Annotated in this window: 15 protein-coding genes and 4 tRNA genes; 10 read left to right on the forward strand and 9 right to left on the reverse strand. The window is 56.5% G+C overall.

Annotation, left to right across the window (positions count from 1 at the left end; all coding sequences use genetic code 11):
* Positions 1 to 37 precede the first annotated feature (37 nt).
* Together ACQQZ8_RS00870 and ACQQZ8_RS00875 are read left to right on the forward strand one after the other, a co-directional pair.
* Positions 38 to 349 carry a thiamine-binding protein gene (locus tag ACQQZ8_RS00870; protein ID WP_431710878.1) on the forward strand — a complete coding sequence of 104 codons (312 nt, stop codon included), beginning with the start codon at positions 38 to 40 and terminating at the stop codon, positions 347 to 349.
* Positions 350 to 1,039 carry an O-methyltransferase gene (locus ACQQZ8_RS00875; RefSeq protein WP_431710879.1) on the forward strand — a complete coding sequence of 230 codons (690 nt, stop codon included), beginning with the start codon at positions 350 to 352 and terminating at the stop codon, positions 1,037 to 1,039. It abuts the gene before it with no gap.
* Positions 1,040 to 1,058: 19 nt separating this feature from the next.
* Here ACQQZ8_RS00875 and ACQQZ8_RS00880 read toward each other — a convergent pair whose 3' ends face one another.
* Positions 1,059 to 1,418 (reverse strand): hypothetical protein, encoded by a 360-nt coding sequence (locus tag ACQQZ8_RS00880; protein WP_431710880.1) that lies wholly within the window; start codon positions 1,416 to 1,418, stop codon positions 1,059 to 1,061.
* Between the two features lie 182 nt (positions 1,419 to 1,600).
* Here ACQQZ8_RS00880 and ACQQZ8_RS00885 point away from each other — a divergent pair, with 182 nt between their 5' ends.
* Complete coding sequence (locus ACQQZ8_RS00885; RefSeq protein ID WP_431710881.1) at positions 1,601 to 2,116, forward strand: N-acetyltransferase family protein; 516 nt, start codon at positions 1,601 to 1,603, stop codon at positions 2,114 to 2,116.
* Positions 2,109 to 2,936 (forward strand): spermidine synthase, encoded by an 828-nt coding sequence (locus ACQQZ8_RS00890; protein ID WP_431710882.1) that lies wholly within the window; start codon positions 2,109 to 2,111, stop codon positions 2,934 to 2,936. The genes ACQQZ8_RS00885 and ACQQZ8_RS00890 overlap by 8 nt, the downstream gene beginning before the upstream one ends.
* Here the strand turns inward: ACQQZ8_RS00890 and ACQQZ8_RS00895 are convergent.
* Together ACQQZ8_RS00895 and ACQQZ8_RS00900 are read right to left on the reverse strand one after the other, a co-directional pair.
* Positions 2,923 to 3,414 (reverse strand): DUF2087 domain-containing protein, encoded by a 492-nt coding sequence (locus ACQQZ8_RS00895; RefSeq protein ID WP_431710883.1) that lies wholly within the window; start codon positions 3,412 to 3,414, stop codon positions 2,923 to 2,925. The genes ACQQZ8_RS00890 and ACQQZ8_RS00895 overlap by 14 nt on opposite strands.
* A 108-nt stretch (positions 3,415 to 3,522) precedes the next feature.
* Positions 3,523 to 4,983, reverse strand: a complete 1,461-nt coding sequence (locus ACQQZ8_RS00900; RefSeq protein ID WP_431710884.1) for an NCS2 family permease — start codon at positions 4,981 to 4,983, stop codon at positions 3,523 to 3,525.
* Between the two features lie 170 nt (positions 4,984 to 5,153).
* Between ACQQZ8_RS00900 and ACQQZ8_RS00905 the strand changes: the two genes are divergently transcribed.
* Complete coding sequence (locus tag ACQQZ8_RS00905; RefSeq protein WP_431710885.1) at positions 5,154 to 6,113, forward strand: universal stress protein; 960 nt, start codon at positions 5,154 to 5,156, stop codon at positions 6,111 to 6,113.
* Between the two features lie 101 nt (positions 6,114 to 6,214).
* On the opposite strand, the gene ACQQZ8_RS00910 is transcribed toward ACQQZ8_RS00905, so the two are convergent.
* The 4 genes from ACQQZ8_RS00910 to ACQQZ8_RS00925 all read right to left on the reverse strand — a co-directional run bounded on the left by ACQQZ8_RS00910 (position 6,215) and on the right by ACQQZ8_RS00925 (position 12,724).
* On the reverse strand, positions 6,215 to 7,507 hold the full coding sequence (locus ACQQZ8_RS00910) for a ricin-type beta-trefoil lectin domain protein (RefSeq protein ID WP_431710886.1): 1,293 nt from the start codon (positions 7,505 to 7,507) through the stop codon (positions 6,215 to 6,217).
* Between the two features lie 90 nt (positions 7,508 to 7,597).
* A complete protein-coding gene (locus ACQQZ8_RS00915) occupies positions 7,598 to 9,721 on the reverse strand; it encodes a M66 family metalloprotease (RefSeq protein WP_431710887.1) in 2,124 nt (707 codons plus the stop codon).
* Positions 9,722 to 10,196: 475 nt separating this feature from the next.
* On the reverse strand, positions 10,197 to 11,810 hold the full coding sequence (locus tag ACQQZ8_RS00920; RefSeq protein WP_431710888.1) for an NlpC/P60 family protein: 1,614 nt from the start codon (positions 11,808 to 11,810) through the stop codon (positions 10,197 to 10,199).
* A 542-nt stretch (positions 11,811 to 12,352) separates the two neighbouring features.
* A complete protein-coding gene (locus tag ACQQZ8_RS00925) occupies positions 12,353 to 12,724 on the reverse strand; it encodes a metallopeptidase family protein (RefSeq protein ID WP_431710889.1) in 372 nt (123 codons plus the stop codon).
* A gap of 145 nt (positions 12,725 to 12,869) precedes the next feature.
* On the opposite strand from ACQQZ8_RS00925, the gene ACQQZ8_RS00930 reads away from it, so the two are divergent.
* The 4 genes from ACQQZ8_RS00930 to ACQQZ8_RS00945 all read left to right on the forward strand — a co-directional run bounded on the left by ACQQZ8_RS00930 (position 12,870) and on the right by ACQQZ8_RS00945 (position 13,336).
* A tRNA-Glu gene (locus tag ACQQZ8_RS00930) sits at positions 12,870 to 12,942 on the forward strand.
* A gap of 56 nt (positions 12,943 to 12,998) precedes the next feature.
* Positions 12,999 to 13,072, forward strand: a tRNA-Asp gene (locus ACQQZ8_RS00935).
* A gap of 55 nt (positions 13,073 to 13,127) precedes the next feature.
* A tRNA-Phe gene (locus tag ACQQZ8_RS00940) sits at positions 13,128 to 13,200 on the forward strand.
* 59 nt (positions 13,201 to 13,259) lie between these two features.
* Positions 13,260 to 13,336, forward strand: a tRNA-Asp gene (locus tag ACQQZ8_RS00945).
* Positions 13,337 to 13,436: 100 nt separating this feature from the next.
* Here the strand turns inward: ACQQZ8_RS00945 and ACQQZ8_RS00950 are convergent.
* Both ACQQZ8_RS00950 and ACQQZ8_RS00955 read right to left on the reverse strand, forming a co-directional pair.
* Positions 13,437 to 14,291, reverse strand: a complete 855-nt coding sequence (locus tag ACQQZ8_RS00950; RefSeq protein WP_431710890.1) for a hypothetical protein — start codon at positions 14,289 to 14,291, stop codon at positions 13,437 to 13,439.
* Position 14,292: 1 nt separating this feature from the next.
* Positions 14,293 to 15,093, reverse strand: a complete 801-nt coding sequence (locus tag ACQQZ8_RS00955) for an exodeoxyribonuclease III (RefSeq protein WP_431710891.1) — start codon at positions 15,091 to 15,093, stop codon at positions 14,293 to 14,295.
* A gap of 155 nt (positions 15,094 to 15,248) precedes the next feature.
* Here ACQQZ8_RS00955 and ACQQZ8_RS00960 point away from each other — a divergent pair, with 155 nt between their 5' ends.
* Entirely contained in the window at positions 15,249 to 16,298 is a 1,050-nt protein-coding gene (locus ACQQZ8_RS00960; RefSeq protein ID WP_431710892.1) for a 3-hydroxyisobutyryl-CoA hydrolase, read from the forward strand.
* The last annotated feature ends 2 nt before the right edge of the window (positions 16,299 to 16,300 follow it).

Here is a 16,300-nt window from a genome sequence, read left to right on the forward strand (position 1 = left end):
GTGACAGTGTGGGGTGGGCGGTGGCACAGTAGGGAACATGATCGTAGCCTTTTCTGTTGCCCCCAGTACCGACCGAGCCGATGCTTCGGTTCATGATGCGGTCGCCGAGGCCGTGAAGATCGTCCGTGATTCCGGATTGCCTAATCGCACCAGCTCGATGTTCACCGAGATCGAGGGTGAGTGGGATGAGGTGATGGAGGTCGTCAAACAAGCGACTTTCGCGGTCGCGAAATACGGTTCACGGGTCTCGCTGGTGCTCAAAGCAGATATCCGTCCCGGTTATCAAGGTGAGCTCAGCGGGAAAATTGAACGCCTCGAACGCGCGATTCAGGAACGGGAGGCGGAGTAGATGGACAACTTTTCGGCCGATCAGCATGCGGCCGCGGTCGACCAATATATCTACGACGCGCTAGAACTCCACGATCCTCTCTTCGAAGCTGGGCGTGAGCGGGCACATGCCGCTGGCTTGCCGCAGATCGAGGTCTCGGCAGCGCAAGGTAAGTTTCTGAAACTACTCATCGAGCTACTCGGCGCTCAACGCGTATTAGAAGTGGGCACCCTGGGCGGATTTTCTACTAGCTGGATGGCTCGCGCTGTCGGTCCTCAAGGGCAGGTCGTCACCTGTGAATTCGAGCCCTTGCATGCGCGTATCGCCACGGAAAACCTGCGTCAAGCCGACCTTGAACAGCGGGTGCAGATCAATGTGGGTGCGGCGGCTAACACCTTGGGTGAGTTGATTGCTCAGGGCACCGAACCCTTCGATGTCATTTTCATTGATGCTGACAAGCGCAATAACGTCACCTACTTGGAACTGGCCATGGACTTGAGTCATGCCGGAACTCTGATCATTGTGGACAACGTGGTCCGCGGTGGAGCGATCTTGCAGGAAGCGACTGACGCAGAAACGCAGGATCCGGACATCCGCGGCATTCAACAAACCTACCGTTGGTTGGCCGAAGATCCGAGGGTGGATGCCACCGCCCTGCAAACCGTGGGAAGCAAGGGCTGGGACGGATTGGCCTTCGCCAGGGTACTCTAAAACGCTCTAACCAAACGTTTCAGGGTTTGTCCGCAAGAGCTGATGCCGGTTGCTGTTCGGTGACTACCGGGAAAGCCCGGACCAGATAATAGGTGGCTACACCACCGGCCGCGGCAATGAGCGACCCCAACCACCACGCTTGCGCAGACCCCAACAGGGTACAAATGCTCGGCGTGAGGATTAAGGGGAATAAGTAATACCAGTGCTGACGGTTCGGGCCGTTGGTGCCTCGTTCCAAGCGTGCCACGAGGGTAAAGCACGCCATGAGCAACGCCGCGGCCGCAAGCCCCAGCCAGAGCCCTGGAGCCAGGCTCACAACTAACGAAAACCCGGTGACCATCGCAGAGGTGACCCGAGCGAACTTCTCATTTGGAGACACGAAAAGCTACCTCCAATGGTTCCGATCGGCTGCGATTCAAGTATTAAGTCTTCCAAACTGCCTCAGGTCGCTCAATGGTACTTAAGTATGAGAGCGTCCCGGACGCGTCTGTGATGGGCCCCAAAGCTTTGCCCGGTGTGGTGGGTTGTTACCGCGAGCAACCCCTGCCGTACGCTGGATGGGTGGAACTGAAAAGTGACTATCGAATTCGACCCGCCGGACAGGCCGAGATCCGTCCGGCCCTGCTGATGAAACAACAGGCGTGGCGAGAAGCTTACGGGCACCTTCGCGACGAATCATTCTTTACCGCCTGCGAAAATAATTTTGAGGCCGAAGTTGCCTGGTGGGAACGAGGCATTGCCTCCGGCGCAGAATTTTTCATTGCTGAACTGGCCGATGGGACCATTATTGGCTTAGCTGGTGGCACCCCGGTTATCGATGAGGACCGCGACACCGGGGTCGAAATCGAATTGGGGATGCTCTACGTGCTTTCCCCGCTCTACGGCACCGGGCTGGGCGAACATCTGATGGAAACGGTGCTCAGCCAGCGTGATGCGTTGGTCTGGGTGATTGAGAAAAATGCCCGGGCTCGTGCCTTCTACCGCAAACATGGTTTTATTGCCGACGGCACCGGTGAAGAACTCACCGGCAGCTGGGCTGGACTACGTGAAATCCGGATGGTCAGAAAACGTGGCTAATAACGGCAGTGCGACACCGCTGGGGCAATACGAGATTGAGACAGGGTTGGCGGAGATTGAGGCCGACCCGTACGGGGCGGGCCGCTTCATTCTGAAAGTCAACGGGGTTCCTTCCTCGCATATTGACCTCAACGATCCAACCTTCTTGGACTTTGAATATATGCGCTGGATGGAGCCGGTGTTTACCTTCGGTTATCCGGTTCAGGAGTTTGACGGACGCCAACGTAAATTGCGCGTACTGCATCTCGGTGGTGGTGGGTGCTCCATGGCCCGGTGGGTGGCAGCTACCTACAATAACGCGCGCCAGGTTGTGGTGGAATTGGATGCCAAACTCGCCGAGTTGGTACGTATTCACTTCGCGATACCGCGGGCCCCGCTCGTCCGGCTACGCGTCGGGGATGCTGTCGTAGTACTCCCGGAACTCAGCGAAGCCAGCCGAGATGTGATTATCCGTGACGTTTTCGCCGGAAACACTACCCCTCGAGAGCTAACCACCGTGGAGTATGCCAAGCATGCTCAACGTGTGTTGGATGTTGGTGGAACTTATCTCGTCAATTGCGGCGATACCGCCGACTTGGCCGGTGCTCGGGCCGAAGCTGCGACTCTCAGCTCGGTCTTTGAGCACGTGGCCATGATTGCCGACCCGCCAATGTTCAAGGGGCGACGCTACGGGAATATTGTTTTCATGGCTAGCGATACCCCATTGCACCTCGGGCCGGCTTTCGAGCGGAACTTGCGCACCGCACCGCTACCGGCGCAGGTAATGTCCGGGGCTGCGGTCCAACGTTTTATTGCAGGAGCCAGTGTTATTTCGGCGTAGGGCGGGAATAAGCCGAGCCATCCCCGGTTCGTTCTAGCAAACCATGATCCACCATGTAGCGCCGTAATAGCGCAACATCGGGGTGCATGACTGACAGTCGCTCGTTCAGTTGCGGTTCAGTGAGCTGCTCTGAGGGATTGATTACCGCGTCCCGGATATAGCTCAATACCGCGAACCGTTCGTTGGGCTTGGCCGGCAGGGTTTGGAGTTTGAAGCCTTGGAAGAAGCGTTCTACACCCTCGCGTTCGCTCCGAGGTTTGGCTTGTTCAGCCAAAGCATCTCTCAGCAACTGCTCGTTGAGCTGCCAGCTTCCCTCCGCTTGGGAGAGTAATCCGATTTTTGCCCAACGTTCCAGGTTCTTGAGTGTGGCGCGGTCGGTTCCCAGCCGCTGTGGTTCCTCGAGTAAGAACGCACCGAGCACCTGACGCATCTTAGGGTTTCTCAGGCCAGCGAAAACCTCGACCCACGTTCCACTCACCGCGATTTACCTCGATTCACTTGAACTTTTGTGAAAAGTCTACCGCGGGTTAAAAGCTTGTGCCTTGGCACCGGTTGGTACCAAGGCACAAGCAGTTCAGCTGACCGGTTAGGCCGCGCCGCTGAGGCTTTCAATCAAACCGATACCGAAGAACAGCACGAAGGCGGCAGCCACAACCCACATCAAGGGGTGGACTTCCTTCGCACGACCCTGCGCTGCCCGGATGAAGACATAGGCGATGAAACCGGCTCCGATACCGTTGGCGATGGAGTAGGTGAATGGCATCAGGGTGAAGGTCAGGAAGGCTGGCAGCGCCAGGCCCCAGTCAGTCCAGTCGATCTTGGAGATCTGCGAGATCATCATGAAACCAACAACCACCAGAGCGGGAGCAACAGCTTCGAACGGCACCAAGTAAATCAGTGGGGTCAGGAACATGGCTGCGAGTAAGAGCAAACCAGTTACAACTGAAGCAAAGCCGGTGCGTGCACCTTCGCCGATACCTGCGCCAGATTCAACGAAGATCTGTGCCGAGGAACTTGAGGTGCCGCCGCCGACAATGGCGCCGGCCGCATCCACCAACAGCACCTTCTCGACGTCGGGGATCTGCCCGTTCTTGTCCATGCTGCCAGCCTCGGAGGCCAGTCCCACCATGGTGCCCATGGCATCGAAGAAGATCGACAGCAGGATCACGAAAGCTAGCAGTAGGGCAGCGGTGGCGCCCAATGTGTTGAAAGCGCCAAAGACGTTTACATGTCCAATGAGGCTCAAGTCCGGCAAGGTCCAGCTCGGCAGCGAAGGGACCACCAGCGACCAGCCGCCAGGATTATCTGCGCTGGCTGGACCGATCTTGAAAACAGCTTCGAAAATATTAGCCAGTACCGCTGAGGAAACAATCCCGATCAGGATCGCACCCTTAACCTTGCGTACCACCAAAGCCATGGTCAGTAGCAAACCAATGATGAAAACGAGGATTGGCCAACCCAGAAGCTTACCGTCGAAACCCAGCCCAACCGGAACGGTCGTGCCCGCGGCATCCGGGATGCGGCGTACGAAACCGGCGTTCACCAAGCCGATCAGGGCAATAAACATGCCGATACCGACGACGATCGCGGTCTTCAACGAAGCCGGAACAGCGTTGAAAACCGCCGTTCTGAAGCCGGTCAATACCAGTAAGAACATCACGACACCGGCGATAACCACCAAGCCCATGATGTCTTGCCAGGTGAGTCCGGGGTTGGTGGCAACCGTGATGGCGACGAAGGCATTTACGCCCAGTCCGGTAGCCATTGCGAATGGATGCCGGGCCCAAATACCCATGATGATGGTCAAGATGCCGGCCACGAAGGCGGTAACCGCGGCCACCCGTTGCAGACCCAGCTCGCCGCCGGAAGAGTCCGCTCCGGAGAGAATCAATGGGTTAAGAACCACAATGTAACTCATCGCAAAGAAGGTCGCGACGCCGCCGCGAACTTCGGTGGAGAAAGTGGAGCGTCGTTCGGAGATCTTGAAATATCGATCTAGGCGTTGCTTAAAACTGGAAGCCTCAAGGGACTTGGTGCTGGATGACATGCTGAAAATTCTATTAGCATATGGTGCACGAATAAACCTCTAACCCCATGCTGAGTAGGCAACGCGCGAAACTATTAGACCCAACTCACATCTTTGAGCAAGAATAGAAGTACATTGGAGGTAACGCCTATCACAGTCGTTACTGTAGCCGGTCAATGAGGAGTGAACTGATGAGCGACGAGACACCAGCCACGGTCGAAAAAATCGAAGGGATTGTCGTCGGCGTTGATGGCTCCCAACAGTCACGTTGCGCGTTAAAGTGGGCTGAAAAGGAAGCCCGCCGCCGCTCGGTGGCGCTCAATGTGGTCTCTGCCTACACGATCCCGGTGTTTGCTGCGTCCTCGATGGACGCCGGATACTCCACTCTCGATGACGACCTGATTCGTGGTGGAGCCGAAGATATTGTGCGACAGGCTCGCGAAGAGCTGGGAGACACCGATGTCACGGTACGTACCTACATTGAATCGGGAGACCCCGCCGGGGTGCTGCTCGATCTGAGTAATGATGCGGAACTTGTGGTGGTCGGCACCCGAGGCCGCGGAGGCTTCGTTGGACGTATGCTCGGGTCGGTCTCCTCCGCGCTCCCAGCCCACGCTAAGTGCCCTACCGTTGTGGTGCCGCTGCGGATGGCCAAGGAACAAGACGGCCAAACTGAACAAGTCCGAGATGCCATTGTGGTTGGCGTGGACGGTTCGGATCGAGCCCGCGCTGCTGTGCTCGCGGCTGCCGATGCAGCAATGGCCCGGAACATCAAACTACGCATCGTTTGCGCGGTGGCACCGGTCAGCGCGGCGCTTGCCTGGATGCCAGCAACCGTGGATCAGGAAGCGGTGCTTGAAGATGTGCGTCACCAGATGCAAATTGGGGTGCGTTGGTTGAAGTCCCATTATCCAGAGCTTGAACTGGAAACTGATGTGATCTCCGGGCCACCTGTTGAGGTATTGATCGGGGAGTCGGAGCGTGCGGTGCTAACCGTCACCGGTTCCCGTGGCCGCGGTGGTTTCACCGGGATGCTGCTCGGTTCCACGAGTCAGGGCGTACTACACCACTCGAAGGGGCCGGTGATGGTGGTTCCTGATCGTGAAGATCCACGTCTGGCCGACCGGAAGAACTTCGAAACCCCGAGCTAGCCGGCAAGCAGATAATAGTTGCCATAAAAGAGAAGGCACCGTGCACAATTCATCCTGTGAATTGTGCACGGTGCCTTCGTTTCGTTTAGCTAGCGGCGTGATTAGGCTCTGCGGCGCGCTTTAAGCAGTGCCACACCAGCTACGAGAACCATCGCCCCCAGCGCGAGCGGAACGAGAATCTTCGCTCCGGATTGCGCTAGTGGACCCTTGGGTTCCTCGTCATCTGTCGGTGCTGGATCGGCAGGGCTGGTGGAATCTTCCAGATCCTTATCCTGAACAGTTTCTGGCTGTTCGTCATCCAGCGGTTGCTCAGCCGTTTCGTGGTCCTGTGGCTGAGGAGATTCATGAAGATCTGGACGGTCCGAATCTACATTCTTCTCGTCAATACCCTCATCCATGTGGTTCGTTTCAGGTTCACCCAACTGCTCATCACCTTCGGGAGCCTCTTGCTGTTCAGGATCCTGTGGCTGTGGCGGATTCTGAGCATCTTGTGGCTGCTCGGTCGGCCGCACATCAGGAACCTGCGGCGAAGAGGTTGGGGTGGCCTCCGGAGCCGCTGATGGCTTCGGTGCTTCCTGTGGCTTTGAATCAGGCTTGGGTTGTGGTGCTTGTTTGGTTGGTTCTGGCTTTGGCTGCGGAGCTTGTTTGGTCGGTTCGGGCGTTGGCTCTGGCTTTGGTTTTGGTTCTGGTTGTGGTGCTTGTTTGGTTGGTTCAGGCTTTGGCTGTGGAGCTTGTTTGGTGGGCTCTGGCATCGGCTGCGGAGCTGACTCTTGGTCGGGTGCCTGAGTAGGCTCTGCAGTTGGCTCCGTACTCGGCGAGGGGTTCTCTTCGGAATCCTGACGAGGATCATCTTCCGATTCCTGGGGTGCGTTGCTCTCCTGCGGTGCGTTGCTCTCCTGTGGTGAGGTTTCCGGTTCCGGGGAGATCTCGGGCTCGGAACTGGCTTCGGGCTCAGTTCCTTCTTGCGGCTCAGTTTCTTGTTCCGATTCCTCTTCCGGAGCAGAATCGAGGTTCTCTAGGTTCTGTGGACTAAGGGCCGCCCACAGGTCTGAGAGCGCGCCGGCATCGAGCATTCCCACTAGTGGGTTCTTGCTTGCTTCAAATCTGTTCCACACCTGATTTGCGGTATTGGTCAAACCGTACAGAACAACGGTGCCTTGGTTACGGTGGTAGTCCAGTGCGGAACGTGGATTGCTGGCTCGTACTACAGTGTCGTCCTCGTTGGCGATCCACCGTTGCTCGGGTCGGGTAGTCGAACACGGGTCCAGGGTTACCGGAGAGGCAGCGCTGAAACATAGCTCGGGTTGGGAAGCGAGATGAATGCGGCCGGACACATCGATAAACCACTTATCGGAGCGAGTCTGGGCACAGTCCGGAGCGTTGTCGACGAGCACTCGATGCTGGTCTTTTTCAAGGTACAGACAATGACCATTATCAACCGTTACCGGTGTACCAGCGGGCAAGAACTGGCCCTCAGGTTCCATCTAGTCATTGCATTGCAGAAAGTTCGTCAGTGTTTCTAATTCGGGACGTGACCCGTCATTGATGGCCGCCCCGTGTTCGGCGAGGTACGCGCTCAAACTCAGCGCATCGGCCTCCAGGCGAAGGATCCGGTCGGCCACCTCTTGCGTCGCAGGACTCAGCGCAGAAAGGTCATCGGACCATCCGCGAAGAACCAGTAGTTGCTGGGGGTCAAGCAGTGGAGCAGGGATATCACTGAGTTCTTCCAGCACTGGCTCGAGTTTGGCCAGTTCCTGCTGACGAAGGGTCTCGAAGCCAGCCTCTTGGCCCACCAGTACCGGAGCGGGCATGGGGTCTAAATCGGTTGCGATACTAATTTCATTGCCCAATGCGGTCGTGGTTCCCGCGGTACGGCAGTAGATCTGCGCGGCCGTGGGTTTGCGATCCTCGGCGATATTCACATTGAGCTGTTTGACGCCGTCACTGGCATCCAAAGTTATGTACTCGGTGTCTTGGTCAGCGAACCTAACTGCCACCCAGCAGCTGCGTTCTGCACTCTGTGAATTTGGATCGGACTGCGGAAGATCAAAGGTTACGCCGTAGTTGGAACGGAATGCCGGGTACAGTACCGTTTGTTCCGGCTGAGCTCGGTTGTACCCACCGAGCAAGGCGAAGACACTGTCGCCGACCGAAACCGGTTGGGGCAGATCAAATTCCGGTTCCAGCTCTTTGGCATCGACCCAAGCGCCCTTGTCCTGATCCCAGTTACGGTAACCGCTGGGGTATTTGGTATCTGCGGTCAGCGAGGTCAGGTTTTGCTGGATTCGGTTGAGCGAATAACCCGTGTGGTGGGTATAGTCCGACACTGGGCTGGCATCCCAACCACCGGCCATTGCGTCGGTGTTGAAACTATACTTCCCTGCAAGATTCTCAGCGAAGAGATCACCATTGATGTTGCGAGGGTCGCGCAGTTCGCCAGGATCCAAATTGGAGCGCATCAACCCGCGGTAGGGAATGTAACCCCACCCTGAGTCCATATGGTGCGAGGCGTTGCGAATGATGTCATCGCCGGTCGCCGAAGCATCTCGACCAGGGTAATGCCCTAGCCCGAAAGAATGGCCGAGCTCATGACTGAGCTCATTACCAACCGAAGAATACAAGGTCGCCATACCATTGCCACCGGACAGACCGTGCGTGATCCGCCCATTTGCGTAGAGACCAGCGGAGTGGTGAATGACGCGTTGATTGGTGTATGCCGGCTGGCGCTGAATCATTGCCGCGCTGGTAATTCCGAAAGTGGCTAAGTTGATTCCCGTTGACACCTGAGCCATGCCGACATTCTCACGCATGGTGCCGGCATAAACGCTGCCTTCGGAAGGATCAGGGTTGTCTGGGGTGAAAATCTCCCCGGAAGCGACGATGACCTTGGCTAACTTCACCGCTTCGTACTGCGCCATAGTCATTTTTGAGATTGGCAGGGGTTGGAAGTAGTCTGTTGCGCCGTTGGCAGGATCATTGATGAACCGGTGAGAGTCGCTCACCGGCGCGTCGGTGAGCATTCCGAGCTGAATGTTGTTGATCACCAGTTCCTTGGGAGCGGCGGTATCGATGGTGTTCAGCTGGCCACTGTTCTCCGACTGATCGGTGAAGGTTAGTTGCAGACCTGGCTGAACCCACTGCCAAGGCAAAGTCGCTGACCAGCTTCGCAGGGAATATGCGACTTTCCCGCGTTGGTCATAGTTTTGGTCCGAACTCGGCAGTCGGTTCGGATGATGCAAATCTATGTTCCCCAGGATCTTTTCGCCGATCCTTGCTTCAACGCTGACTGACTGCACTTCTTGTTGCGGGGTAAACAACAATAACGTTTCACGGGCGGCAACGGTGGTAGGCAACTCGTTCTTGGAATTGTCCACAGGATTTGCCGAGGAAGCTTGAACCAGTTCGACCATACCGTTTAGATCACCAGAGAGATCCTCACGAATTTCACGTGGTTCTCCAGTCCTCGTTAGGTCGTGAAACCCAATCTCGGCCTGAGGGTAAAAACTCTCAGAAACCGGGAGTTTGAGCTTTTCTTCGGGCTGGGCTGCCGCTGGAACGGTGCCTAACCCGAGGAAAGCGAGGGCCGATGCCAGCCCGAGTGCGATCACTCTGGGTCCAGAATCGGATGACGATCTAAAACGAGGCGTGGAGAACCTACCTGGGAATAGTGGATTGAGGCGGTGAGCTTCAGCGCTACCCGCGATACAGTAGTCTAGTTACTCGCAGGTTAAAGAATAAATCTACCACTAAAACTTTTTGACATGGGGCTAATTGGGAACTTGGCAATAATTTCCACGCATGTCGATGTGGCCTAAGAACCGATTACGCAGGTCTTTGAAGTAGCAGAATTCTTCTTGAAGAGCCCCTGCGCAGACTCCAACTAAACAGAGCGCCATGCTGAGCTCCACTAAGACGATGGTCGAACTAGAGTTCTTTGCTCTAAATCGATTCTGAGCATGGCGAAATGCGGGCCCGGGGACCGCCCCGTTAGCGGCCAAAGCATCACGACCAAGAAATGAAAAATGGCTAGGCATTCACGGAATGATCCGTGACTACCTAGCCATTCAACGGCGACAGAAACTTCTAGTAACGCGCTGCCTTGGGGTGCAGGTTGTTGACCCAGCTTAGTGGAGTCACCGAGATGCCGGCACTTGGGTTACGGGCATGAACAACCTGCCCGTTACCGATGTAAATTGCCACGTGGTACATCGAACGTCCCCCGTTGGAGGAGGAGAAGACCAGGTCTCCCGGACGTAGCTGGCTCAGTGAGACGTACTGTGGCGCGGCCAAGTACTGCTGGGTGGAGGAACGCTGCAAGGAGATTCCCGACTGGGCAAAAGCTGCGCGAGTAAAACCGGAGCAATCATAGGAGTTTGGTCCGTTACCGCCATAGACGTAGCGCTTGCTAGGGTCTTTAGCCGTTTTCATTGCCCAAGCAATCGCAGCCGCGTAGCTGTTGTTGCTCTGTGGCTTGATCGTTTCCTGGGGCTTCGGGGTCTCCTTTGGTTTTGGAGTTGCCTTTGGCTTTGGGGTGGTCTTCGGCGTCGGGGTAGGAGTCGGCGTGGCCTTAGGTTTCTGAGTTTCCTTAGGCTTTGGAGTTACCGTCGGCGTAGGGGTGGGTGTGACCTTAGGCTTCGGGGTTTCCTTTGGCTTCGGAGTCGCCTTTGGTGTCGGGGTCGACTCTGGCGTTGGCGCGGCCTCAGGGGTTGGCGCAGGCTTGGGTGTGGGTGCAGGTTGCGGAACTACCCGAACTTCGTCACGTTCTGTTTCCGACTCAGTCGCTTCGAGCTCTTGCGGTGCCTGAACACTTAGAGGTTGGACCTGAGAAACCTCGGGAGTCGCATTGATTTCAATCTGCGGCACTGCGTTCTGTGAAATCTGTCGTTCGAGTTCTTCGGCGGCTGCAGCTTCTTCGGCCTGAGCGATCTGTTCACGAACGGCCGCTTCTTCCCGCTCCTGCAAGAACGCTAGGTGACCGATGAGTTCATCACGTAGCTGCTGCTGGGGAGCGAGTGCCGATTCATAGCGCTGCACCGAACTGCTGGCCTGGGTGGCCGCCTGGTCGTACGAAGCGGTCGCCTCGCGGGCAGCCTGTTCGGCCGCGGAGGCGTAGTCCTGCCATGCGGTGACCAGCGACTCGGCCTCGGCAGCCGAGTTCAACTTACTAGCCTGTGACTGGCTCAAAGCGTTGATGGTGGCGGCTTTATAAAAGACGTCGTTACTCTCGTCGTCCTGCAAAAGAATGCCAAGTGTGGAGCTGCTCGCTCCTGTGCGGTAGAGGTCGGAAGCGATGTTTCCGATCTCGATTCGGCTTTGCTCAAAGTAGCTCGTAGCTAGCTCGATCTGCTCACGGGCTTTATCGGCTTCAGCAACTCGTACGTCACGCTCTTCCGTGGCGGTGAGTAGGGCATCTTGCGCCTCCAAGGCCGCGGCCTGGATTGCGTCCAATTCAGTCTGGCTCGAAGCAAGGGACTGCTCAATGCGGGCGATCATTGCATCCGTAGCGGCCTTGCTTTGTTTAGCGGCCTCTACTTCTGCGGCACTAGGTAGATCCTGGCCGGACGGCGCTGCTGGAAGAGTGAAGGTGGAAGCGAGCGACGGCTGGGCAGATGCTGCAGCAGGAAGTGCGCCGGCAAGGCAGGAGGCTGCTAAGGCCAAGGTGCATGCGGCAACACTGAGCGTGTGGCGTTTAGCCATGTAGTCGTTCCTCACAAGTTCGAGTTGATGACAGTGGCTCATCCAAGCGTTATGAAACCTGCAGAAGGTCACATTTTGGATAAGTTCCCAAATAGCACACTAGGCCAGATTTATCCCTATTGGCAACACTAGTCACACCAGTAACACTGGAATCTTCGGCGATAAATCAACAATCTGATAGTTGACCACAGATGTTTTAGTCGGAGTGTCGGAGATGAACTTTTGGAATCTAACGAAATGAACCTCGGGGGAGCTTTTCCAAAGATCGACAGAATGTCGCGGCCGGGTCTCAGTCGGCGGATAGTCCGCTGATGATCTCGCGCTGACCTGTTGCCGGTCAGAGTCGTTGGAGCTCTTTGTGCGCCGCGCTAATCGATCCGCTAAGGGGCAAGTGGCGCATTATCGGGTAGATCTAAAAAATCTGCAGAACTTTATGCAGGTTCTCTTCGCTCAGGAGTGCCACTAGCGACAATCGCTACGGATGTACCAGTCAGGCTTTTTCGTGAGCTAGATCTCAAAAATAAGTTTGATGATTTTCTCGCTCATCCCCATCCCAGTTCGTGCAATCGTGCATCATCGATGCCAAAGTGATGGGCCACCTCGTGCATCACGGTGATACCTATTTCGCGCACCACATCCTCGCGGGTTTCACAGGCACGCAGGGTGGGGTTTTTGAAGATGGTGATCCGATCGGGCATGGCCCCAGCGGCCCAGTCGTGATCGCGCTCCGTTAGCGAAACACCCTCATAAATCCCTAGAATCTCGGTGTTTTCGGGTTCTCCTGGAAGGGGTTCATACTCATCTTCAACGAAGAAAATGACGTTGTCCATCATGACCTGGGCTGCTTGTGGAATGGCCGCGAGGGCCTCCTCAACCAGTGCGTCAAACTCGTCGTCGGGCATCTGCAAATCCATGCATCCAGCCTACGTGGCAACGTGATTTTTGAGTGTCTCAGATCGTCAGATTTGGCCGGGTTTGGCTCGTTTTGCGAAATCAAAAAATGCCACGTATAGTTATTGGAGTCCGCAGCGGAGACGCAAGAAACCGCAGCTGATATAGGCCCCCATCGTCTAGCGGCCTAGGACACTGCCCTTTCACGGCAGCGGCACGGGTTCGAATCCCGTTGGGGGTACAAACAGTTGTTTAGCAACTGTTAGGCAAAGAAATTTGCTGGCTTGCATTTTGCAAGGCCCTGTAGCGCAGTTGGTTAGCGCGCCGCCCTGTCACGGCGGAGGTCGCGGGTTCAAGTCCCGTCAGGGTCGCTCAGGTTCTCCAATTCTTTGGATAACCGGGTGTCCGCCAGAAATGGTGATACCAGGCTCTGTAGCTCAGTTGGTAGAGCGTTCGACTGAAAATCGAAAGGTCACCGGATCGACGCCGGTCGGAGCCACGCAAGCCCTCGGGTGACCGGGGGTTTTACTGTGTAATTTGAGTTTTCTCAGATCACATGGCCCTGTAGCGCAGTTGGTTAGCGCGCCGCCCTGTCACGGCGGAGGTCGCGGGTTCAAGTCCCGTCAGGGTCGCCACTAAACTAAGCCTTCCTTCGGGAAGGTTTTTTGGTTTAACCCCCGCTTGGCCGCGCCAAGCCCAGCCGAGTCGGGATTAAGGTATCCGGAGGGTACGGGTCTAATTCGCGCGAGCTAAATGCCGGGGACCGAGCCAACGGTTAGCGAGTCGGCGATAGGCCGCCGCCGCAGAGGTAAGATCCTCGTCTTCAAGAGCCTGAAGCCCGTGACGCAGGTCGTTAGCGGAGTCGTCAGGCCAAACCAGTTCAGCGAGTGTCCCATAGTCCAACTCGATTACCGATTCGGGATCAAAACCCTCAAGCCAACTTCCTAGCTGACCGAGTTCTTCAAACAGTGGTGTCTGTGGGGCGTGGGTGACAAGCACCTGCATCGCCCAAGCCATACGTTCCACAGCTTGCCCGAAGGTAGTCAGCAAACGGACCGAGCGGAGCTTGTCACCTTCTTGATGCACTTCATACTCGTCATCTTCATGGAAAAGGACAAACCAACTCAGCGGGATTCCCCAAGTGGCAGTACGCGTGTTCAGGTGGGTGAGATCAACCGCCAGCCTGTTGGCATCTAAGCGAGCGGCGTTGGCGCTGCGGGCGGCGGGTGGAACCAAGAGATCAAAGACCTCGGAGCGCATGGCGTTCTCAGCCTGTTCGGAGGCCAGAACTGATCGAGCCTGCAGTTGTGCTGGGCAATACCGCGTGTGTTCGGCCCCATCGTGGCCGAGAATCGTCACGGAACGGAAAAACTCGGGTTCATCATGCGGGAACGGGTCGGATATTTTGCGTAGGGTGCGCGCCCACAGCAGGTTCGCCTCAAGCTCATTCGCTTGCTGCCAGCTGCGTTTGGGTGAAGACAGGATGATGCTCTGGGCCCAGTCCTCAAACGCGCTCAACGGTTCGTAGACGCGCAGGTTTGCAGTAGCCGCGGTGAGTTCCTCGTGGGGCCCAGAGATCTTGGGAATCATGTCAGTTCGTAAGCTCGATCATCACGGGGGCGTGGTCCGAAGCGCCCTTACCCTTGCGTTCTTCGCGGTCGATGCTGGCCGTGGCCACCCGAGCGGTCAGAGACGGGGAAGTCAGGAGAAAATCAATGCGCATACCTTCGCCCCGGGGGAAGCGGAGTTGCGTGTAGTCCCAGTAGGTGAATGCCCCTTCGGTATGTTGGCGCACGGGATCACTGAACCCAATCTCCTCAAAAGCGCGGAACGCGGCACGCTCGGATTCCGATACGTGCGTGAGATTGTTATCGCGGAAGAATTGAATATCCCACACATCCGCATCGGTGGGGGCAATGTTCCAGTCCCCGGTTAGAGCGATCTGTGCTTGAGGGTCTGCCTCCAGCCAGTTCTTTGCGTTGTTTTTTAAGGCTTCAAGCCAGTGCAGTTTGTAGGCCATATGTTCATCATCCAAAGCACGGCCGTTTGGTACGTACAAACTCCAGACGCGGACCCCACCGCAAGTTGCGGCAATAGCGCGCGGTTCTTGAATTGGGTCCTTACCGCCCTTGCCGAAGACCGGCTGTTCGGTAAAAGTACGCTCAACATCATCAAGGCCGACGCGGGAAGCAATAGCTACCCCGTTCCACTGATTGACCCCAAAGTGTGCGACCTCGTAGTCATTGTTCTCGAACAAGTCCCACGGGAAATTTTCGTCCTTACATTTCGTTTCCTGAATAGCCAGGACATCAACATCGGTGCGGCGCAGCCAATCCTCAACACGGTCGGCTCGGGCGCGGAGGGAGTTCACATTCCAGGTAGCAATCTTCACCTTTCCAACCTATCAATTTTCCGAAGGGGATTCGGGGGATGTCGACACCGGGAACCCGGAGCCAACTGAACCACACAATTGACCCTTCTAATTACTTGGATGTCCGAGTATATTCAACAATGACGTGTGATCCACCTCATGACAGGGCGTGTTGAATGAGTGACCTTCTAGCAGAACGGCGAGGAGATCTCGGCCTGCTGACATTGAATCGTCCCGAATCCCTCAACGCGCTGACCACCTCGATGTGCCAAGCGATGCTGGATACGCTTTTGCGATGGCGTGATGATCCACGTATTAAACAGGTCGTGGTGACCGGTGCCGGGGAACGTGGGCTGTGTGCGGGTGGCGATATTGTGGCGATTTACCGCGACATTAAAAACCGTACGGGGGCCACCGAAGAATTTTGGCGCATCGAGTACCAGCTCAACGCTCTGATCAGTGAGTATCCCAAACCATATATCGCCTTAATGGACGGGATAGTTCTGGGTGGCGGGATTGGAATTTCGGCACACGGCAGTCATCGAATCGTGACAGAACGCAGTAAATGCGGCATGCCGGAAGTCGGCATCGGTTTCTTCCCCGATGTGGGAGGGACCTACCTGCTAGCTCGAGCACCTCGTCCTGCCGGCCGGTACGCCGCGCTCACTGGAGCCAGCTTCGGCGCAGCCGACGCAATCACTCTGGGTCTGGCCGACGTTCATGTATCCAGCCACCGGCTTGCCGAACTGCTCCGGAAATTGGAGACAGAACCGGTTGATGCGATGTTGCATAAATTCGCGAGTATTCCCGCCCCCGGCAGCTTAGCTCAGCAATGGGTGCAGAGCTTCGCAGCTAAGGACCTGGCGCAGATCCGCAACCACTTGGCCGAATCGAATGACCCCGGCTCTGCGCAAGCACTCCAGCGCTTAGCGCGTGCCTGCCCAAGCTCGGTTGACCTTGTCAACACCCTTTGTGAGTTGGCCGGCAGCGATCTGCGTCAGGATTTGAAACGAGAATTCCGCGCCGCCGTTCATCGGCTCGATGACCCGGACTTTGCGGAGGGAATCCGAGCACAGGTGATTGATAAGGATCGCACCCCGCGCTGGTCAATTACCCGTGAAGGGTTTTCGGCCCAGCAACGAATCAGCGCCCACCTGGCCCCTTTGCCAACTGCGGAACTTGATTTCCAACTAATAAATAAGTCACCAAGCCGCAACAAGGAGTGAAA

It is taken from the genome of Glutamicibacter uratoxydans (genome assembly GCF_050753455.1).
Lineage (GTDB): Bacteria > Actinomycetota > Actinomycetes > Actinomycetales > Micrococcaceae > Glutamicibacter > Glutamicibacter uratoxydans_A.